Raw genomic sequence first — 18,486 nt, 5'->3', positions numbered from 1 at the left:
CTCATCCGTTCTTTGCATTCTTTCCATTATAACACAAAAAAACGCCATCCCGGCGACGCGAGCCGCAGGATGGCGTTCCTGTTAAATCATCGATTTCGCTTAAAAGCTTCTCTCTATCACCCCACGCTTTGCATCGACCATGCTTCCACATCCCAAATCTTGGTTACCCAGTCCTCGTAGAATTCGGGTTCGTGGGACACAAGAACGACCGAACCCTTGTAAGCTTGCAAAGCCCGTTTCAATTCGGCTTTGGCGTATACGTCCAAGTGGTTGGTCGGCTCGTCGAACAGGATCCAATTGCTTTCCCGCATCATCAGCTTGCAAAGACGAACCTTGGCTTGTTCGCCGCCGCTAAGCTGATTAAGGGACCGCGTAATATGTTCATTTTTTAAACCGCAACGAGCTAATGCTGCCCGAACCTCATGCTGGCTCATCGAAGAGAACTCGTCCCATACGTCTTCCAGCGGAGTCATCGTGGGAGCCTTGGCTTCCTGTTCGAAGTAAGCGGGGGATAAATAATCGCCCAAATATGTTTTGCCATCCAGAGGAGGAACGACTCCCAGAATCGTTTTAAGGAGCGTAGACTTCCCTACGCCGTTGCAACCTACGATTGCAATCTTATCGCCACGCTCGATGACCATATCCATTTTGGGAAGCAGCGGCTTATTGTAGCCGATGACCATTCCCTCCGCTTCGAATACGGTTTTGCCGCTCGTTCTGGATTCTTTGAAGTTAAAGGTCGGTCTTGCCGCTTCCTCCGGCTTGTCGATCCGGTCTATGCGGTCAAGCTGCTTTTCCCGGCTTTTTGCCCGCCCCGAGGTCGAAGCGCGCGCTTTGTTTTTCTGAATAAACTCTTCTTGTTTTTTAATATATTCCTGTTGTTTCTCGTAGGCGTCGATATGCTGCGATTTGTTCAGTTCGGCCATCTCCAGGAACTTATCGTAATTGGCCGAGTAACGCGTCAATTTCGTGAATTCGAGATGATAGATCACGCCCACGACCTGATTCATGAAGGACGTCTCATGGGAAATCAGAATAAACGCGTGCGGATAATTTCTTAAATAATTCGTAAGCCAGTTAATATGCTCGTCATCCAAATAGTTTGTAGGCTCGTCCAGCAATAACACGCCGGGCTTCTCCAGCAAAAGCTTGGCGAGCAGCACCTTCGTCCGTTGTCCGCCGCTTAACGCCGTCACATCGCGGTCGAGTCCGATCGCGGTAAGGCCTAAACCGTTGGCCATCTCGTCGACCTTAACGTCAATGAGATAGAAATCGCCGATTTCAAGCTCCTCTTGAATCTCTCCCATCCGAATCAATAGCTGCTCCAGCGTATCCGGGTCCGCGTCGCCCATCTGCAACGTAATTTCATTCAGCTCGTTTTCCAGCACGAGCAAAGGAGCAAAGGCGTCCTTCAACACGTCACGGATGGTCTTGCCCGCTTCGAGCTTCGTATGTTGGTCCAAATAACCGTATTGAACGCGCGGCGTCCATTCGACCTTGCCTTCGTCCTTGAGCAGCTTCCCCGTCAAAATATTCATAAGGGTAGACTTCCCTGTGCCGTTTGCGCCTACCAGCCCGACATGCTCCCCCTCCAACAATCGGAAGGAAACGTTTCTAAACAATACCCGATCGCCAAACGTATGCGATAATTGCTCAACCGTCAACAAACTCATGATTCTTTATCTCCATTCTTTTGCATTTAACTATGAGAGCGGAATATACACGGATAAAGTCAGCTTATCCGGGCTTGTCGCAAATACGGTGACTTTGCCCTTGTATCGTTCCGCAATCGATTTGACGATCGACAAACCGAGTCCTTGATGATCATCCTGCTTCGTGGAGAAGCCTGCTTTAAACAGCGGCTTCTGAACGAGCTCCTCTGCATTAAGACAGGTATTGGTAATAATGATCTCCAGCGCGTGCCCCCTTTGCGCGACGGCAAGCTCTACCTCTCGGATGCTTTCGTCGTATTTCAGCACTTCGTCAAAAGCATTGTCGATAAGATTGCCCAGTACCCGATTCATATCCAGCGTCTTGGCCCCCATGTCCTGCAGATCAAGACCGCTTACGCTGCATTCCAATGTGATCCGGTAGCTCTCCGCCTGCGAGATTTTGGAACGGATAAGCGCGGCGATCGCCGGATTGCCGATATTGATATAATCGTTGACGGAGCGGATATCGCTGGTCAATTCTTTGGTGTAGGCAACAAGCTCCTGATGTTTGTTAAGCTCCGCAAGCGCCCTGATCGTCTGGACATGGTTCAGGAAATCGTGCCGCTGGGCTTTGACGGAGTGGAACAAACTGTTGATCTCTTCCACGTACGTCTCCTGGGCGACTTGTACTGCTTTTTCGCGGGTATATTTGTAATAGCGGAGAGCGGTATAGGCAATCGCCAGGCTAACGATCGACAATAAAACAATGATAAGACCCAGATTTAGAAATTGGTTGTCCAGTTTGCTTTTAATAACCTCGTAATCCGAAGCGATCGTCAGCACGTAGCTGTCCAACTGCTTGCCGTATTCGTCCGTAATGCTGATCCCTTTGTCTTTTACGAATACGGGGATAAACAGCTTATAGACCGACTTGCCCCCCGCCTTTTCCTCCAGCGTGAGCACTTCGTGCTCCTGGTAAGCACGGCGTACGTATTCGACGTCGCGATCCAGCTTAATCGTATAATCGCCATAGATGACGGGACGCTGCACATGATGCTCCTGCTCCTCGCCGTTCTCTGTAGGCGTCCAGATCCCGTCCGGAAAGGTCGCCGGATTGATCGCCGCAATCTCCATAATGGAGTCGCTTCTGTTCTCCAGCTCGGAGATCAGACGTTCTGCCCCCGTAATCCGGTTGTACTCGTCAAGCCTCGCAAAGCTGACGTAGGGATCGGTAATATAATTTGTTGTTCCGTCGTAATAGTAGCCCCACTTGTAAACTTTGTCCAGCTCCGTGGAGGATACTTCGAACGGACCGCTCCAGAAGTTCTCCATGGACTGCCCGAGCCATTCTTCCTTAACGACTTCCTTCGCGAACAGCTGCTTGAATACCTGATGCCAGGGATCCCAGCTCTTCGTGCTCTTTCCAATTTGCGAACCATCGGATGAGCGGTGCAGCACAATATCATTGCCTGTTTGCTTCAGCAGCGTAATATGGGCGATGTCCAGCTTCCTGCTCAGCTCCTGAAGCTGCTCCGAAGTCACTTTCTCGACGTCGGGGTCAAGGGCGTATTGGGCGGCAATGGACGCCGCGCGAAGCTCCCTGCCGATCTGGTCCTCATAATGCTCGGCGCCCATGCGAGACTGCTCGACGGCAATTTCGATCTGACTCGCAAGCGTCAGCAGCTCTTCCCTATGACTTTCTTCCAAAGTTGATTTGGTCAAGAAGTAGTAGACTGTGTTATTAACTAATATGAGCGTAACGATGACGCCGATTGCGATCAGCCATAGATTGCGTTGCATGTGTTGCATCTTGCCCCTTTACCTTATTTTTTGAGCAGCAGCCGCAGTGCCCAGCCGCGCTCCGCGCGTTTCCTGTACTTAGGCAAGGAACGATAGACGCGCAGCCCTTCCTCCGCCGAGCTCTTTGCCTCCGCTTCTTTCCCCATCCGTTTATAGACCTCGGCAAGCCGGTAGTAAGATTCGCACGAGGAAGAATGGATGTCCTGGAACGCGCGCAAATAGCGAAGAGCCTTCTCTTGATCGCCGCTGTCCGCGCTCATCGCCGCAAGCCTCAAATAGGGCGTGCCGTATTTGACCCTCGAATTAATCTCGAGCGCGCGCAACAGGGCCGCTTCTCCCTCCGCCTTATTGCCTTCGGCCGCCAGCGCCAGCCCCAGATCGGCCCAATATTCCGCCGAATCCTCCAGAACTCTTTTGAGCGGCTCCAGCAAACGAATCGCTTCTCCGTATTTCTTTTTGTCGATGAGCAGCCGGGCAAGCTCTTGCTTCGCGGACACGTCATTTGGAGAAGCCGTCATTATGTTCCTTAACTTGCGGATTCGCGAGTTGCGCTTAAGCGGCGCCAACAGACTGGGAGACAAACCTACGAATCTGCGGTCTATGACATACAAAATAAACAGCAACAGAATGATGGCAAAAAACGGGTTGCCGAGCAGCCAGGACAACCACAGGAATAAAAAGGTCAGCTTGAACATGAATTCGTTCCCCCATAACGATCGATATCAATGACAAATAATCTCGTTCCATCATACCACAATCAGGGATTTTGTAACGGGTTGGCATCGTATTTCATACTTGCTTTTCGCATATTCGTTCCACCGCCGCAACATACTACACGGGAAACATTACCACATCAGCCCAAGGAGGCAGACAATCTCATGGACAACAAAAGAGGCGCCGAGGACGAGCGAAGCCGCGGTCTGGCACCGGGAGAGACAGAGCAGTCGCTGACGGATCGCCAAGGGCATCCCATTACAGACAACCAGAATATTCGCACGATCGGCAACAGAGGACCTTCAACGCTGGAGAACTATCATTTTATCGAAAAAATATCGCATTTCGACCGCGAGCGCGTGCCGGAACGGGTCGTTCATGGCAGAGGCGCCGGCGCTCACGGCTACTTCGAAGCGTACGGAAAGCTTGGCGATGAGCCCGTCTCGAAATATACGAGGGCCAAGCTGTTCCAAGAAGCCGGCAAGCAGACGCCTGTCTTCGTCCGCTTCTCTTCCGTCATTCACGGCGGGCACTCTCCCGAGACGCTTCGGGATCCGCGCGGCTTCGCGGTCAAATTTTATACGGAGGACGGCAATTGGGATCTCGTCGGCAACAATCTAAAGATCTTCTTTATCAGAGACGCCATGAAGTTCCCGGATATGGTTCACGCGTTTAAACCCGATCCCGTCACGAACGTGCAAAGCATGGAGCGGTTCTTCGACTTCGTCTCCCAGTCGCCGGAAGCGACGCATATGATCACGTTCCTGTTCTCGCCTTGGGGGGTTCCGGCCAATTACCGGCAGATGCAGGGCTCCGGCGTCAACACGTACAAATGGGTCAATGCCGAAGGCAAGGGCGTGCTTGTCAAATATCATTGGGAGCCGCTGAAGCAGGGCATTCGCAACCTGACCCAGGATGAAGCGGAGAAGATTCAAGCGAAGAATTTCAATCATGCCACGCAAGATTTGTACGAGGCGATCGAAAAAGGCGATTACCCGGAGTGGGAGCTGCAAGTGCAGTGGATGAGCGACGACGAACATCCCGAGCTTGATTTCGACCCGCTTGACGATACAAAGCTGTGGCCGCCGGAGCAATTCCCTATGCTCCCCGTCGGCAAGATGGTGCTTAACCGCAATCCGGCCAACTATTTCGCCGAGGTGGAGCAAGCGGCGTTCGGCACGGGCGTGCTCGTAGACGGGCTCGACTTCTCCGACGACAAGATGCTGCAGGGCCGTACCTTCTCGTATTCCGATACGCAGCGCTACCGGGTAGGCAGCAACTATTTGCAGCTCCCTATCAATGCGCCGAAAAAACGCGTGGCGACCAATCAGCGCGACGGGCAGATGGCGTTTTACGTCGACGTAGCGCCCGGACAGAACCCGCATATTAACTACGAGCCGTCTTCGCTAGGCGGACTGACCGAAGTCGACCGGCCGGGGGAACCGCACGAGCCGTTGTACAATGCCAAGCTGACGCGGCAGAAGATCGACCGGGAGAACAACTTCGCGCAGGCGGGCGACACCTACCGCAAGCTCGAGCAGTGGGAGCGCGACGATCTCATTGCGAATCTCGTCGGCGCGCTCGGAACGTGCGCCGATCACATCCGCGAGACGATGATCAGCCACTTTACGGCAGCGGACGCCGACTACGGACGGCGCGTGGCTGAAGGTCTGGCGGCGGCCGGCAGCGCGGGCAACGGACATGTCGGCACGAAAGCCGCGAACGATGGCATGGAAATGGCGGCCGAGCTCGGCCATTCGACCGACGGCTATTGATTCCGACGAGCAATAGCAAGAAGAGCCGCCCGGTTCGAGCTTCAGCCGGTCGGCTCTTCTTCGCTTTGGGATCGCCCAGGCCTCCTTGCCGGAATTCGGATCATCACCGTCGTCCCGATGCCAAGCCGGCTATAAAAAGTTACGCCGTAACGCTCTCCGTATTGAAGCTGCACGCGCTGATGGATGTTCCGGATGCCGATGCCCGTCTCTCCTTCGGCTTCCATCGAGGCGATGACGGCAAGCCGATCGGCCCTTACGCCCATTCCGTCGTCGATGATCCGGTATACAAGATCGTTTTGCTCGAGGGCGACGGAGATTCGGATGTAAATGCGGTCGCCGCTCCACGCGTGTTTGAGCGCATTCTCGACGAAAGGCTGCAACACGAGCTTGATCGTCTCGTAAGGCCATATGCGGACATCCACGTCGAATGCAACTTCGAGACGGCTGCCGTATTTTACCTTCTGGATATCCAGATAGGCTTCTGTCTGTTCGATCTCCGACGAGACGCGTATGAATGACTTGCCGGAATTAAGCGTAAGCCGGTAAAACTTCGCAAGCTGCACGACCATCTTCTCCAGCTTCTCGTTCTCCCCGAATTTGGCCAGCCGATTAATGGAGGATAACGTATTATACAGAAAATGCGGATTGATCTGCGTCTGAAGCATCTCGAGCTCGGCTTCCTTCTTCTGAAGCTGCGTCAGGTACACCTTGTTGATCAGCGCCTCCACATCTTCGCCCATCCCGTTAAGCGCCGTCGCGATCTGCGAAAATTCGTCGCGTCCCCTGTAAGCGATCCGCTTGTGGAGATCCCCTTCCCGAAACGCATTTAACACCGAAACAAATTTCATGATTCGTTTGGAAAAGTAACGGGATATAAACACGCCCGCAAAAGTGAACAACACGAAACAGACGACGCACACGGCGAAAATAAAAGCGCGAACCCTGACCGCCTCCTGCTCGATGACCGTTAGCGGCACATGGGCTTCGATCGTCCAGCGCTGCTTCGGCATCTCCTCGGCAATCGTCAAATACGGCTGGCTCCGTCCGGGATTCGTCACCGCGTATTTGCTCGGACCGGAAGGCGCCGCGGCGCCGTAAGCGCTCGGACTGCCCGCGGAAGCATAGATCAGACGGCCCTGCTCATCCTTGACCGTAATCTCGCTTCCCGGACCCAGCTTCGAGTCGACGACGCTTTCGAACAACTCCGTCTTCCGAACGCTAAAGCGCATAACGCCGACTTCTCTCATTTGCAGCAGATCGCTCATATCGACGATGCGGCGTATCATCGAGATCCTTCCGTCGTGCTCGTCTTCCTCGATCTGCTTCCACTGTATCGTCTGCCCGTACTGTTCGGGCGGAATGTCCTTATACCAAGATTTGTTTTCGATTCGGCGCAAGTGGTACAGATCGAACGTCTGCGTGTTAAAGTCCTCAAGCGCGTCCCGTTTCTCGTAACGTTCGTTGATGCTTTCGTTGCGCAAGTAGACGGACAGACGCAAATGGAGGCCGATCGACTTCGTCGCGATGTCCAGCTTGGGCAAAATTATCTGCTCCATCCTGTAATGGTTCTCTGCGCCCGTCGCGTCGGTCTTTAGATGCTGAACAAACGTATAATCGTCGTACAGCGTGCCCGATATTCGAATCATATCGCTTGTCTTGTACGCCACGTTGTCCCGAATCTGGATCAGCGTTGCCTGAATGTTCGACCTCGTCTGCTTCCTCATCGACTTCTCGTACATGGATTGCGAGACGTAGCCGTTAAGAGATACGAGAATTATAATAAAAACCAGATAAGACAACATCAGCTTGTAACCGATTGGGAGATAGCGGCGTCCGCGCTCGCGATTCGTCTTCACTGGATGCTCTTCCTGTACTCCATCGGCGTCATGCCGAATTTTTCCTTGAACTGCCTGCTGAAGTAAGGCAAGTATCTGTAGCCTACCCTGTCCGATACTTCATAAATTTTTATCCCCGGCTGCTTGAGCAGTTCGACGGCCCGCTCCATCCTCATCTGAACGAGCAGCTCGTTAAACGACTGGCCCGACTTCTCCTTGATCAGGAATCCGAGATAGCTCGGCGAAAACGAGAACTGCTGGGCGATATCCTTAAGCGTGATGTTTTCGCCCATCCTCTCCCTCATCGTATGCAGCACGCTGCGAATGAATTTGCTTTCCTTCGTGTTTGCTTTCTCGTTCAGCCGCTCCGAAATTTCGTACAAGCGATGAATGAGCCAGGAACGAATGTCCCCGATCGTATCGAATTGCATCAGAATGTCCAAATTCCTGATTTCGATGCCAAGCAGCTCGAACAGATCCTCCTGGTTGGCGGTCAAATAGTGATCCAGCTTCCATATGATATAGCTGCTCAGATTATGTACGGTGAACTTGGAACGAAAGCCGGTTATCGATTTAAACAAATTTTCCAACTCGTCGTGAAGCAGCACCAGGTTGTAATCCTTCATCGCTTGAAGCAAAGCGGCCATTCGGGCATCGAGCTCCCTGGCGTCGAACATCTCCGGCTTCGCCTGCACTTCTTCGAACTTGATCGTAATGCCCTTTCCAAAAAACATTTTGCCTTCTACCGCTTCAATCGCTTGTTTGTACGAGTTAGACAGTCTCTCCAGTCGGCTAGCGGGCGAACCTAACCCCGTCGTCACCGTAACGTCCAATCTGAACTTCGCTTCTTGAAGCAACCCTTCCAACGTCTCCTCTAGCCGCTCCTCTTCCAGCAACAGCGCTATCCGCTTGGCGTTGAGCCTGCAATAGGGTATCCGCCAGCCTCTCATCCCGATCGAGTCATGCAGTTGGCGAATAAAGAGGCGGGAAGTCTCCAGCAAGTCGGCCCCGGAATTGGACGAGCTTCTATTCTCAAGCTCAATAACCGCCACCCGGACCGGCCACTTTAGCTGCTCCATGTCCCGAGACACCTGCAGCTTGTCTCCGAATTCCGCCAAGTTGGCCGCTTCGCCTTCGAACAGCCTGAGCAACAGATCGTTTCGGGCGATAGGAATCAATTGCTTGTACGCTTCTTCTACTTCCCTATGTTTATTCTCTTCGTCGAGATCCCGCTTCACCTTCATGAGCGATGCGACGAGCTCGCTGTCCTCCATCGGCTTGAGCACGTAGCTGTACGCTTTTAGCGACAGCGCCTGCTGCACATAGCTGAACTCCTGGTAACCGCTGACAAAGATGATGCGAATGTTCGGCTTGCGCTCAATCGCGATTTTGGCCAGCTCGAGCCCCGACATATAAGGCATATTGACATCGCTTACAAGGATGTCGATATGCTGCTTCTCCAGCAGCTCGCAAGCCGAAAGGGCGTTGTTGACGCTGCCTTTCACCTCCATGCCCAGCTCCGGCCATGGAATAAACCGCTTCATGCCTTCCAGATCCAGCTCTTCATCGTCTACCAGCAAAACGTTGTACATGCCAGTCCCTCCCGTTCCGGAACAAATGTATAGAGGTTGTTCGCTCACGCGCGCAGATCGTCAGTCGTTATTTAATACGCGCAAGTTGTCCTGCCAACGCTTCGTAATATAATCCAGATACAAGTCGAAACCCGCTTCCACGGAAGCCGCGTGCGCATCGTCGAGCACCTCCAGCACTTCTTCGTCAGTACGGCCGAACATGGCGGCCGCGCGGGCGGCAAGCCAAATTTCCTTGAGCTTGAGATAAATTCGCCCCTCTTCGATAGAGGAAGGCGGAATCAGCTTGATAAACGGCGTTGCGTCTCCCTGCGAGCGCCAGGTAATGTTCTGCTGCCAGTACGTAGCCCAATTCTGATCTTCATCCGGAAGCGTTGCTTCGTATTCGCTTTTCGTCTTGTCGAGATAACCCGTATTGCCGACCCAGATCATATCGCCCGACAATGCCTGTATTTCCGCGAGTCCCTGGGGATCGGAGCTGTACTTGCTCGTGAAAGCAGGCGTTATTCCATCCTCCTTGAAACCGTTCCAATAGCCGTCCTCGCCTGGCGGCCCCCACATCTGCACGGCCGAGCCTTCCGGGCCCGTCATCCAGTCGAGCAGCGCGAAGATCGCCTCCGGATTGTTCGAGCTCGTCGTGATCGCCGCCGCGTTCCACCCGAGCACATTATAGGTGCCTGGATAGATTCGGGCAGGATCAAGACCTTCCTTATAGATCGGCTCGATAAAAAAATATCCGTCCTCGGGATCGGCCTTCGACAGTTCCGCGTCCGCGGTCATTATCATCCGCATCGGATCGGCGCTGGCGTACACGGCCGCCTTCCCCGCCATCAGCTTCTCGCTCACCTGATATTCCGTCTGCACCAGCGCATCCTGCGTCATCAGGCCTTCCCTCATCAGCTTGGCGACGAACAATGCCGATTCGCGGAAGCCGGCATCCTCGTAGATCGATGTCATCCGTTCGCCGTTTGCCACCGCGAAGTAGCGCGTAAAGCTGAAGTTGTCTTCCTTGAACGAGGAGAACAACTGGTCGATGCCTTGCCCTTCTTTCGCAAGCCCCGTCTCGAACGGCACCGCATCCGGAAACATCGTTTTAACCCGGAGCAAGTACCGGTACAGGTCGTCGGTTGTTTCAAGTTTGGGAGAACCAAGCTCTCGATAAATTCGTTTGTTGACGACAAAACCGGCATTGCCGTACGGCTTATTGGAATAATAGTTTGGAAAATAATAGATATGGCCATCCGGCGATCGAAGCAAATTGATGATCTTCTCTCCCGCCCATTGCCTTAAGTTCGGGTATTCGGCAATATACTCGTCCAGCGGCACGAGCAGCCCCGCTTCCCGCAATCTTTCCAGATCGGCGTCCCTCTCCCCCCATACCACATCCGGCAGTTGCTGTCCGGCGACCATCTTCTGCAGCATCAGCTTGCCGTCGCCTTCCGCGCTGACCCCCTTCACATGGACGTTCAACTTGTCGCGAATCCAAGCCGAAGAAGGATCAGCTCCCCACTTGGGCATCGTATAATAACCATAATGTGCGTAAAAGGTCATGTAGAGCGGCTCCCTCCCTAGGGCGTATAGGCCGTCTTCCGTTCGCGGAGTTTCGGTTGCAGCAGTTTCGGGCGCCTCATCCGACGGCTCGGGCTGCCCTCTCTCCGCCTCGCTGCATGCGATTAACGAGATCAGCAGTAGTCCAATACTCAGCGGTTTCCAGACCGCTCTTCCCATCCCTTTCAATGCAGAGCACCCCCGTCCTTCCAATTCATTCACACATGAACACGTCTTCGAAGAATGCCATAATAATACCAAAAATATCTAAAACAGAATAGTTTTTTGCAAATTAAAATGCGAGTTCAAAAAGTTCGGTTTTCAGCATAAAAGCGGACTTTTTGAACAACCTCTTAAACACAAAAAACGGGAGTTATCCCAAAGGATTCTTCCTTCTCCTTTGGGACGCTCTCGTCTTGCTATAAACGAATCATTATTCCATGCCTAGCGTCTTCTTGTTCGCAAGCCATTGCTCCGTGCGCCACTCCAGCAGCTTGTTGTAACCGTACGACTCCGCGTCCGCTTGGGCTTTATCGAGAATTTGATCGACCTTCTCGTCGCTGCTTGCCGTAGCGGATTCCGCAAGCACTTGCGTAATGAGATCGAGTATCTTTTGCCTGATGTCGCCCAGCTCGGAATCCGGCTCCGGATTCAGCTTGTTGTTGAGCGCCGTAATATCGTTAGCGGACGGCCACGTAATGGTGCTTTGGTAACGAGCCGACCAGTTCTGCTCTTCCGGCGGCTTGGCGTTTTCGTACTTCATTTTTGCCGGATCGATATAAGACGTGTTGCCAACGATCATAACGCGGTCGTTAAGCGCTTGGATTTCCGTCACTTGGGCAGGGTCGTACTGATCCGTAAAGATCGGCTGTTCGTTCTCGTCGAAACCTTTCCAGTTGCCGCCCTCCGGACCGAAGAATTGGATCGTCATGCCTTCCGGACCCGTGAGCCAATCGAGGAAAGCAAAGATTTTTTCCGGATCCTTGGCCTTCGTCGTAATCGTCGTAATGTTCCAGCCGAGACGGTCGTAGCCGCCCGGATGAATGTTCGATTGGTTCAGACCAGCCTTATGAATCGGCTTGATCATAAAGTAACCCGCTTCCGGATCGGTTTTGATTAACTCGTTATGCGCTTGCGATGCATAAGTCGTCGGACCCGAACCCGCATAAACCGCCACGCGCCCCGTCATCAGCTTCTCCAGCACCTTGCCGCGGTCTTGCGTGAACATGTCCTGCGAGATCAGCTTCTCGCGATACAGCTTGGAGACGAACTTCTGCGACTCGCGGAACGACGGATCCATAAACAGCGATGTCAGCTTGTTGTCCTTGATCACGCCTTGCACGTCGCTACTGAGCGACTTGTAGTTGTTGCCTTCGGCAAAACCGGTGTACAGAACGCCGATGCCTTGGCCGTCGACCGTGCGGTCCGGCTCGAACGGCACCACTTCGTCGCCATACTTTTCCTTAACTTTGCCGAGGTAGGCGTACAGATCGTCCATCGTTTGCAGCGGCGGCTGGTCCAACTCGTTGTAGATTTTTTTGTTCACGACATAACCCGCCGTGTTCGTCGATTTGTTTGTATACCAATTCGGGAACTTATACAGCTTGCCGTCCTTGGACCGGAGCAGATCCATCAATTGCGGATCAAGCCACTTTTTGAGATTCGGATATTTGTCGAGATACGGGTCAAGCGCCACGATTTTGCCGTTGTCGATCAACCTTTCGATATCCGGATTGTAACGGTCGCCGTAGATAAGCTCCGGCAGATCGCCGCTAGCCATCATCGTGCTCATGAGCTGCGCATGATTGCCCTTTGCTTGAATCGACTTGATGTTAAGCTGCTTGTTCTCCTTCAAATACTTCCAGAGCGGCACATCTTCCATCTTCTCGGGGAAATCCTGCCAGCCGTAATGCGTGTACGCGGTGAACTCCAGCTGCTCGGAGCCGAATACCCAAGGCGCGTCCTCGCTTTCGCCGGCGTTGTCTTTCTCCCCTGCTTTCGCCGTGTTCGTCGGCGACGGCTTGGTGCTGCCGCCCTCCCCGTTGCTGTTGCCGGAACAGCCTGCAAGCGCCGTCGTCAATGCAACAACCGTCGCAAGAATCCATACGTTCGGCTTGTTCAACTTTTTCATGCGGTATTTATGCCCCTCTCATCCCGTAATTTATATGTCCAAAGCGTTAACCGCCTTAAACCGAAGCCAACTTGCTATTCTTTCATGGAACCAACCATAACGCCTTTGACGAAATACTTCTGCACAAACGGATACACCGCGATGATCGGCAGCGTCACGACCATGATCGTCGCGCTGACGAGCGACTTCGAAGTAATGCTTTTCTTCGACATTCGTTCGACCGTATTGGAATCGATCCCCATCTGCTCCGAAATCAGATTCGCGTTCAGCAAACGGCGCAGCAGCGATTGCACCGGCATCAGCTGTTGATCGAAGATATAGATCGTCGGCAGGAACCAGTCGTTCCAATGGGCTACCGCCGTAAATAATCCAAGCGTAGCAATGACCGGACCGGAGAGAGGCAAAATAATTTTGGCAAAGATGCCCCAATTGCTGCAGCCGTCGATCTGCGCGGATTCCTCAAGCCCCGCCGGCAAACCTTTAAAGAACGTTCGGAACACGATCATGTTCCATACGCTGACCAGCGCGGGAATAATAAAGACAAGGAAGTTGTTCATCAGCCCTAGCGACTTGATCAGCAAGAACGTCGGGATTAGACCGCCGCCGAAATACATGGTAAACACAAAGAAAAAAGTATAAAACTTGCGGCCCATCAGGTAAGACTTGGTCATCCCGTAAGCGAGCAGAGCCGTTACCAGCGTCGCGCTTACCGTACCGACGACGGTTCGGCTGATGGAGATCCAGAAGGCGTTTAGCAAGTTTTTGTCGCCGAACACGATATCGTAGTTCGTCCAGGTTAAGACGCGCGGCCAAAACGTCACTCCCCCCTTCGCCGTGTCCATCCCTTCGTTTAACGAAACGACAAGCGTGTTCCAGAACGGATATAGCGCGGAGAAGGACAACAGAACCAAGAAGACATATATGCAGATGACCATGGCCCGATCAGCGGCTCCCAATCGTTTCAAACGCAATGTTAACGACCTCCAGCTTGCAAGATATTGAGAAACCTTCGGCTAGGAAGGCGCCCATGATAAATCAGTCGCTTTCTACCACAAGCTATTGCCGGACCGTCTTGCCAAATAATTGGCGAGCGTAAGCAGCCCGATACTGATGACAGCTTTAAATAAGCCAACCGCAACTGCGTAAGAGTATTTTTGATTTTGCAAGCCGACCCTGTACACGTAAGTGTCAATGACATCCGACACCGGCCTGAGCAGCGGATTTTGAGCCAAAATGAGGATGTCTTCGAAACCCGCGTTGAGCAGATTGCCAGCCGCCAGAATCATGAAGATGATAATGACCGGCATAATGCTTGGCACGGTGATCAGGTAAATTTGTTTGAACTTGCTGGCCCCGTCGATATCGGCCGCTTCGTACATATGTTGATCGACACCCGCGATGGCTGCCAGGTAAACGATCGAACTGAATCCGATTTCCTTCCACACGTTCGTCGAGACGAGAATCGTCCAGAAGTAATCCTGGATGGATAAAAAGTTGATCGACTCGTCGATGGCTCCTGTCTTCTGCAGCAAAATATTGATACTGCCGTTCTCGGTCGACAGCAGCGACATGACAACGCCCCCGACAATGACCCAGGACATGAAATGCGGCAAGTACGTAATCGTTTGCACGAATCGCTTGAACAACATATGTCTCACTTCGTTCAACATTAGCGCGAGAAGGATCGGCGCAGGGAATCCGATCACGAATTTCAGCAAGCTGATCACGATCGTATTTCGCAAAATCGTACCAAAGTCGGGCGCGTCGAAGAACGCCGCAAAATGTTTAAACCCTACCCACGGATTATCGAAAATCCGGGCTCCCGTAAACAAGTTGTAGTCCATAAACGCGGTAAGAACTCCGTACATGGGGATGTAGGCAAAGACGAAAATAATAATGATCGACGGCCACACCATCAGTTGCACATCCAGCTGTTTCATCAGCCTGGACAGAAAGGGTTTGCGGTCGTGACGCCGATCCGGCCTGTTGTAGGGCTGTTCGGTCGCTGCTTGCGGCATGCTTATCCTCCCGTTGTTGTCGTTTGATCTAATTGTAGACGGATCGGCCGTTTGCAACGATATAACGGGTTCACGAAATGTTATACTTCAGCGTGGACTTTAAATGGAAAATTGATAGAAATCGTGGATGTGTGACACTTATTCGGGGTTTGGGTTTAAACAAAAAAGACAGCACCCTTGGGATGCCGTCTTCTATTCACGTTTGCAATTTCGTCTATTGCTCCAACAGTCGGCCATTATCGTGCCATAAGCCATACATTTTATTAAGTTTCGTGTTGTCCAGAAACTTCGACAAGCGGCTCTCGTACACCTCCGGCTGGCTTCGCGTGCTTTGGATCGTATCGATCCTCACTCTTTGGTAAAGCGCAGGGAAAGCGAGGAAATGCTCATAAGTTTGCGAATCTTCTTTCAGCTTTTGCATGATCCCGTCGTCGATCCGGAACGATTCGGGGTTCATATCGGGAAGCGCCTTTCGTCCTTCTTCCGTCATGAGCCCCAATCTTTCGAGTCGGCGGACACGTTCTTTATTCAATTCGGTCCATGAGCTTTTTTTGCTTCGGGGGGATAATCTTTGAGCTGTCTGCGTATCGGATATTGTTTTCTTGGTGCCGTCAATCCAGCCAAAACACATCGCTTCTTCGACCGCGTCCAGGTAGAACAACTTGCCTGGCTCAGGCTTCATGCCTACGACGATCCAGCAGCACTTCTCAAGCTTGCTATTTTTTTGAAGCCATCTCCTCAGCTCTTCCCTGGTAGTCGCTACCAGCAGATTTTCAATATCCATATTTACTTTGACGCCTCCTTCACGTACCAGTATAACGAATAATCATTCATCGTCGAAGCAAATCCCAATTGCCGGATCATCGTGGTAATATTGCCTCTGTGGTAGGTGCCATGGTTGGCGGCTTGCAGTAAAATTTCCGACAGCTTTGTTTCTCGGACCGTCGCGAACGGGTTATCCAGCATAATCGACTGCTCCAGATCGGACTGGCTCTTCATCCATGCCTTAAATTGATCGCCCAGCTTGGCGAATCTGTCCGTATACGCTTCAACGGAATCCAGCAATTCATCATTCAGTGCGGCATAAGAGCCCATGGCTTCCCGCATATTAGTTCCCGTTAACACTTTGTACCAAACGGCATCAATCGCATACATATGGCTGAGAGCGTGGGCTATCGTAGGAAAAGAACTGTTTACTTCCTGATGCAGCACGGAGGACGGAAGCTCCTTTAGCCGTCCCAGAATCGTTGCGGTAGCCCATGTGTGGTAGTTGAACATTTCGATTGGATGAATGCTCATTGTTTTTCAGTCTCCCTTGTATTTGTGTTGGCTTTGCCGTTGATCCTGTCGTCATTATAAAAAAAGAAGTATGACAGCAGTCTGTCATACTTCTTCATAAAGTTTTATGGCCTTGCGAAGCTGGTCCTTCAGGATGGCTCGAAGCTCTCGCGGCTCCAGCACTTCGGCTCCGCCGCCGAAGCCAAGCAGAATCGACCACAGCCATCGCGCTTCCAAAGGGCGATAAACGGGAATTCTCAACATCATGCTTCCGTCATCGAGAAATTCCCTGTCGGCAAAGTTAAAGTGATCCATGGCTTCCGCCAAAGTTTCGGGGCCGACTTTCAGGACGACATCAGCCACCCCAACCATGGGCGAACGCTGCGCCTTCGTTTCTTCATTCTGCAATGCGTCACGCAACGAATAAACAGTCTCCGTGATGGCCGGATTCAACATGCGAGACAGACGAAACTCCCTCTCCTCTTGTCTGCTTCGACAATACCCCTGGATATACCAATTGCCGTATTTGAAGTGGAGTCTTAGCGGCTCCAACTCTCTGTTCGTCCGCTCGTTATTCCAATTAATGTAGTCAAAAGCGACGACCTTGCGTTCGGAGATGGCCTTGCGAAGCAGGGGGAGCAGCTCGGGCTCCGTGCGTTTCGTCTCCAGATCAACCTCAAGACTAACCGTCTCGCGCCCCCTGTCGATGGTTTTCAGTCGCTCGATCGTCCCTTGCGCGCGCTCATCCTCAAATACGGAGGAGAGGCTGGCCAACACCGTAATCAAGGAAGAAACATCGTAAGAGCCTAGCAGGCTCCTGTCCATTTTATAACCGTCCATGATTCCGTAACCGCCGTTTTGGCCTTGATACGATACGACAGGGAAACCGGCTGCGCAGATGGCGTCGATATCCCGATAGATCGTGCGCTGGGACACCCCATACTCATCCGCAAGCGCGGCAGCCGATATCACATCGTGATTAAGCAGCTTATAGATGATGGAGATGAGTCGCTCCAATTTCATTTGCATAATCCCGCCCGTTCCGTCGTTTTGTGCGAATCGAGCTTATTTTAACATAAGAAAAACGGTATAGCTTCTCAATTCGGCAGGGAAAGTTTACGGAACTTCTGCTCAGAGCTTCATGTTGCTGCTGTGTCCCGGAGCCAACCGCGCATTGGGATCCATATAGACCTTGGCATTGTTAACAGCCGTAGGCGCTTCGCCAAATCCAACGGCAATCAGCTTCACTTTACCCGGATAAGTTGTAATGTCTCCGGCAGCAAATATGCCCGTCACACTCGTCTCCATGCGGGAATTGACCGCGATGGAATTGTTTTCAATTACCAATCCCCATTCGGATATGGGACCAAGCGATGATACGAAGCCGAAATTTACAATAAGCTCATCGACTTCGATCTCTTGCGTGGCATTCGTTTTGACGTGGGTCAAGGTCACTCTGTCGATTCGGTCATCGCCGTGGAGCCCGGTTATTTCGGATGGCGTAATAATGTTTACCTTGGATGCATGCAACTTCTCAACACTGTGCTCATGTGCTCGAAAATGATCGCGTCGATGCACCAGATGTACTTGCTCGGCAATCGGTTCCAGCATGAGCGCCCAGTCTACCGCGGAATCTCCGCCACCGGAGATGAGCACCTTTTTCCCCTGGAAACGGCTAAGGTCGTCAATAAAATAGTGCAAATTGCTATCCTCGAACGTATCGGCGCGCTCTACATCCAGCCTTCGAGGCTCGAAGGCGCCTACGCCGGCGGTAATAATAACCGTTTTTGCATGATGCTCGCCCTTGTCGGTTCTGACAACGAAGTGCCTTTCGTCAAGCTTTTGTACCAACTGGACCTTCTCTTTAAGACGGATTTCCGTATGAAACAAATCCATCTGCCTGGAGAGATTGTTTACCAACTCCTGAGCCGTAATCTTCGGAAAACCTGCAACGTCATAAATATATTTTTCGGGATAAAGCGAAGCAAGCTGCCCGCCGAGCTGCGGCATACTTTCGATAAGCTTAACGGAAGCTTGCCGCATTCCTCCGTAAAATGCGGCAAACATGCCGGCCGGCCCGCCCCCAATAATCAATATGTCAGTAATATCATATTCTTGCTGCAACGTCGTCACTTTAAGATGTCCC

14 protein-coding genes are annotated in these 18,486 nt (G+C 52.2%); 1 reads left to right on the top strand and 13 read right to left on the bottom strand.

Features of this window, described 5'->3' with window-relative positions:
* Positions 1 to 116: 116 nt before the first annotated feature.
* Genes B1748_RS29590 through B1748_RS29580 form a run of 3 tightly spaced genes read right to left on the bottom strand, consistent with a single transcriptional unit; the run spans position 117 to position 4,147 of the window.
* Positions 117 to 1,673, bottom strand: a complete 1,557-nt coding sequence (locus B1748_RS29590; protein ID WP_087571558.1) for an ABC-F family ATP-binding cassette domain-containing protein — start codon at positions 1,671 to 1,673, stop codon at positions 117 to 119.
* A gap of 30 nt (positions 1,674 to 1,703) precedes the next feature.
* Entirely contained in the window at positions 1,704 to 3,452 is a 1,749-nt protein-coding gene (locus B1748_RS29585) for a sensor histidine kinase (protein ID WP_087571557.1), read from the bottom strand.
* 23 nt (positions 3,453 to 3,475) lie between these two features.
* Entirely contained in the window at positions 3,476 to 4,147 is a 672-nt protein-coding gene (locus B1748_RS29580; protein WP_087571556.1) for a tetratricopeptide repeat protein, read from the bottom strand.
* A 183-nt stretch (positions 4,148 to 4,330) separates the two neighbouring features.
* Between B1748_RS29580 and B1748_RS29575 the strand changes: the two genes are divergently transcribed.
* Positions 4,331 to 5,941: a catalase gene (locus tag B1748_RS29575; protein WP_087571555.1), complete on the top strand. Its 1,611-nt coding sequence runs from the start codon at positions 4,331 to 4,333 to the stop codon at positions 5,939 to 5,941.
* A 41-nt stretch (positions 5,942 to 5,982) separates the two neighbouring features.
* Here the strand turns inward: B1748_RS29575 and B1748_RS29570 are convergent, their stop codons facing one another.
* From B1748_RS29570 to B1748_RS29525, 10 genes are all read right to left on the bottom strand, one after another.
* A complete protein-coding gene (locus B1748_RS29570; RefSeq protein ID WP_306299347.1) occupies positions 5,983 to 7,797 on the bottom strand; it encodes a cache domain-containing sensor histidine kinase in 1,815 nt (604 codons plus the stop codon).
* Entirely contained in the window at positions 7,794 to 9,368 is a 1,575-nt protein-coding gene (locus tag B1748_RS29565) for a response regulator (protein WP_087571554.1), read from the bottom strand. The genes B1748_RS29570 and B1748_RS29565 overlap by 4 nt, the downstream gene beginning before the upstream one ends.
* 60 nt (positions 9,369 to 9,428) lie before the next feature.
* The gene (locus B1748_RS29560; protein ID WP_087571574.1) at positions 9,429 to 11,093 is read right to left on the bottom strand and encodes an extracellular solute-binding protein; all 1,665 of its coding nucleotides are present in this window, start codon (positions 11,091 to 11,093) and stop codon (positions 9,429 to 9,431) included.
* Between the two features lie 253 nt (positions 11,094 to 11,346).
* Positions 11,347 to 13,044 carry an extracellular solute-binding protein gene (locus B1748_RS29555; RefSeq protein ID WP_087571553.1) on the bottom strand — a complete coding sequence of 566 codons (1,698 nt, stop codon included), beginning with the start codon at positions 13,042 to 13,044 and terminating at the stop codon, positions 11,347 to 11,349.
* Between the two features lie 74 nt (positions 13,045 to 13,118).
* On the bottom strand, positions 13,119 to 14,009 hold the full coding sequence (locus B1748_RS29550; RefSeq protein WP_087571573.1) for a carbohydrate ABC transporter permease: 891 nt from the start codon (positions 14,007 to 14,009) through the stop codon (positions 13,119 to 13,121).
* A gap of 81 nt (positions 14,010 to 14,090) precedes the next feature.
* On the bottom strand, positions 14,091 to 15,062 hold the full coding sequence (locus B1748_RS29545) for an ABC transporter permease (protein WP_087571552.1): 972 nt from the start codon (positions 15,060 to 15,062) through the stop codon (positions 14,091 to 14,093).
* A gap of 214 nt (positions 15,063 to 15,276) precedes the next feature.
* On the bottom strand, positions 15,277 to 15,846 hold the full coding sequence (locus tag B1748_RS29540) for a YdeI/OmpD-associated family protein (RefSeq protein ID WP_087571551.1): 570 nt from the start codon (positions 15,844 to 15,846) through the stop codon (positions 15,277 to 15,279).
* A gap of 2 nt (positions 15,847 to 15,848) precedes the next feature.
* The gene (locus B1748_RS29535) at positions 15,849 to 16,361 is read right to left on the bottom strand and encodes a DinB family protein (protein ID WP_087571550.1); all 513 of its coding nucleotides are present in this window, start codon (positions 16,359 to 16,361) and stop codon (positions 15,849 to 15,851) included.
* 84 nt (positions 16,362 to 16,445) lie between these two features.
* Positions 16,446 to 17,363 (bottom strand): helix-turn-helix transcriptional regulator, encoded by a 918-nt coding sequence (locus B1748_RS29530; protein ID WP_087571549.1) that lies wholly within the window; start codon positions 17,361 to 17,363, stop codon positions 16,446 to 16,448.
* Positions 17,364 to 17,471: 108 nt separating this feature from the next.
* On the bottom strand, positions 17,472 to 18,473 hold the full coding sequence (locus B1748_RS29525) for an NAD(P)/FAD-dependent oxidoreductase (protein WP_087571548.1): 1,002 nt from the start codon (positions 18,471 to 18,473) through the stop codon (positions 17,472 to 17,474).
* Between the last annotated feature and the right edge of the window lie 13 nt (positions 18,474 to 18,486).

The sequence above is a fragment of the Paenibacillus sp. MY03 genome, from assembly GCF_002165585.1.
In the GTDB taxonomy this organism is placed as follows: domain Bacteria; phylum Bacillota; class Bacilli; order Paenibacillales; family Paenibacillaceae; genus Pristimantibacillus; species Pristimantibacillus agaridevorans.
The sequence above is the reverse complement of the archived record's forward strand: the minus strand, read 5'-3'. Positions and strand labels throughout refer to the sequence as shown.

What these genes read in the sequence shown, in the direction of transcription:
- B1748_RS29575 (WP_087571555.1), top strand. Translation starts at nt 4,331, where the DNA reads ATGGACAACAAAAGAGGCGCCGAGGACGAGCGAAGCCGCGGTCTGGCA.
- B1748_RS29580 (WP_087571556.1), bottom strand. Translation starts at nt 4,147, where the DNA reads ATGTTCAAGCTGACCTTTTTATTCCTGTGGTTGTCCTGGCTGCTCGGC.
- B1748_RS29585 (WP_087571557.1), bottom strand. Translation starts at nt 3,452, where the DNA reads ATGCAACGCAATCTATGGCTGATCGCAATCGGCGTCATCGTTACGCTC.
- B1748_RS29545 (WP_087571552.1), bottom strand. Translation starts at nt 15,062, where the DNA reads ATGCCGCAAGCAGCGACCGAACAGCCCTACAACAGGCCGGATCGGCGT.
- B1748_RS29590 (WP_087571558.1), bottom strand. Translation starts at nt 1,673, where the DNA reads ATGAGTTTGTTGACGGTTGAGCAATTATCGCATACGTTTGGCGATCGG.
- B1748_RS29555 (WP_087571553.1), bottom strand. Translation starts at nt 13,044, where the DNA reads ATGAAAAAGTTGAACAAGCCGAACGTATGGATTCTTGCGACGGTTGTT.
- B1748_RS29535 (WP_087571550.1), bottom strand. Translation starts at nt 16,361, where the DNA reads ATGAGCATTCATCCAATCGAAATGTTCAACTACCACACATGGGCTACC.
- B1748_RS29530 (WP_087571549.1), bottom strand. Translation starts at nt 17,363, where the DNA reads ATGAAATTGGAGCGACTCATCTCCATCATCTATAAGCTGCTTAATCAC.
- B1748_RS29540 (WP_087571551.1), bottom strand. Translation starts at nt 15,846, where the DNA reads ATGGATATTGAAAATCTGCTGGTAGCGACTACCAGGGAAGAGCTGAGG.
- B1748_RS29560 (WP_087571574.1), bottom strand. Translation starts at nt 11,093, where the DNA reads ATGGGAAGAGCGGTCTGGAAACCGCTGAGTATTGGACTACTGCTGATC.
- B1748_RS29565 (WP_087571554.1), bottom strand. Translation starts at nt 9,368, where the DNA reads ATGTACAACGTTTTGCTGGTAGACGATGAAGAGCTGGATCTGGAAGGC.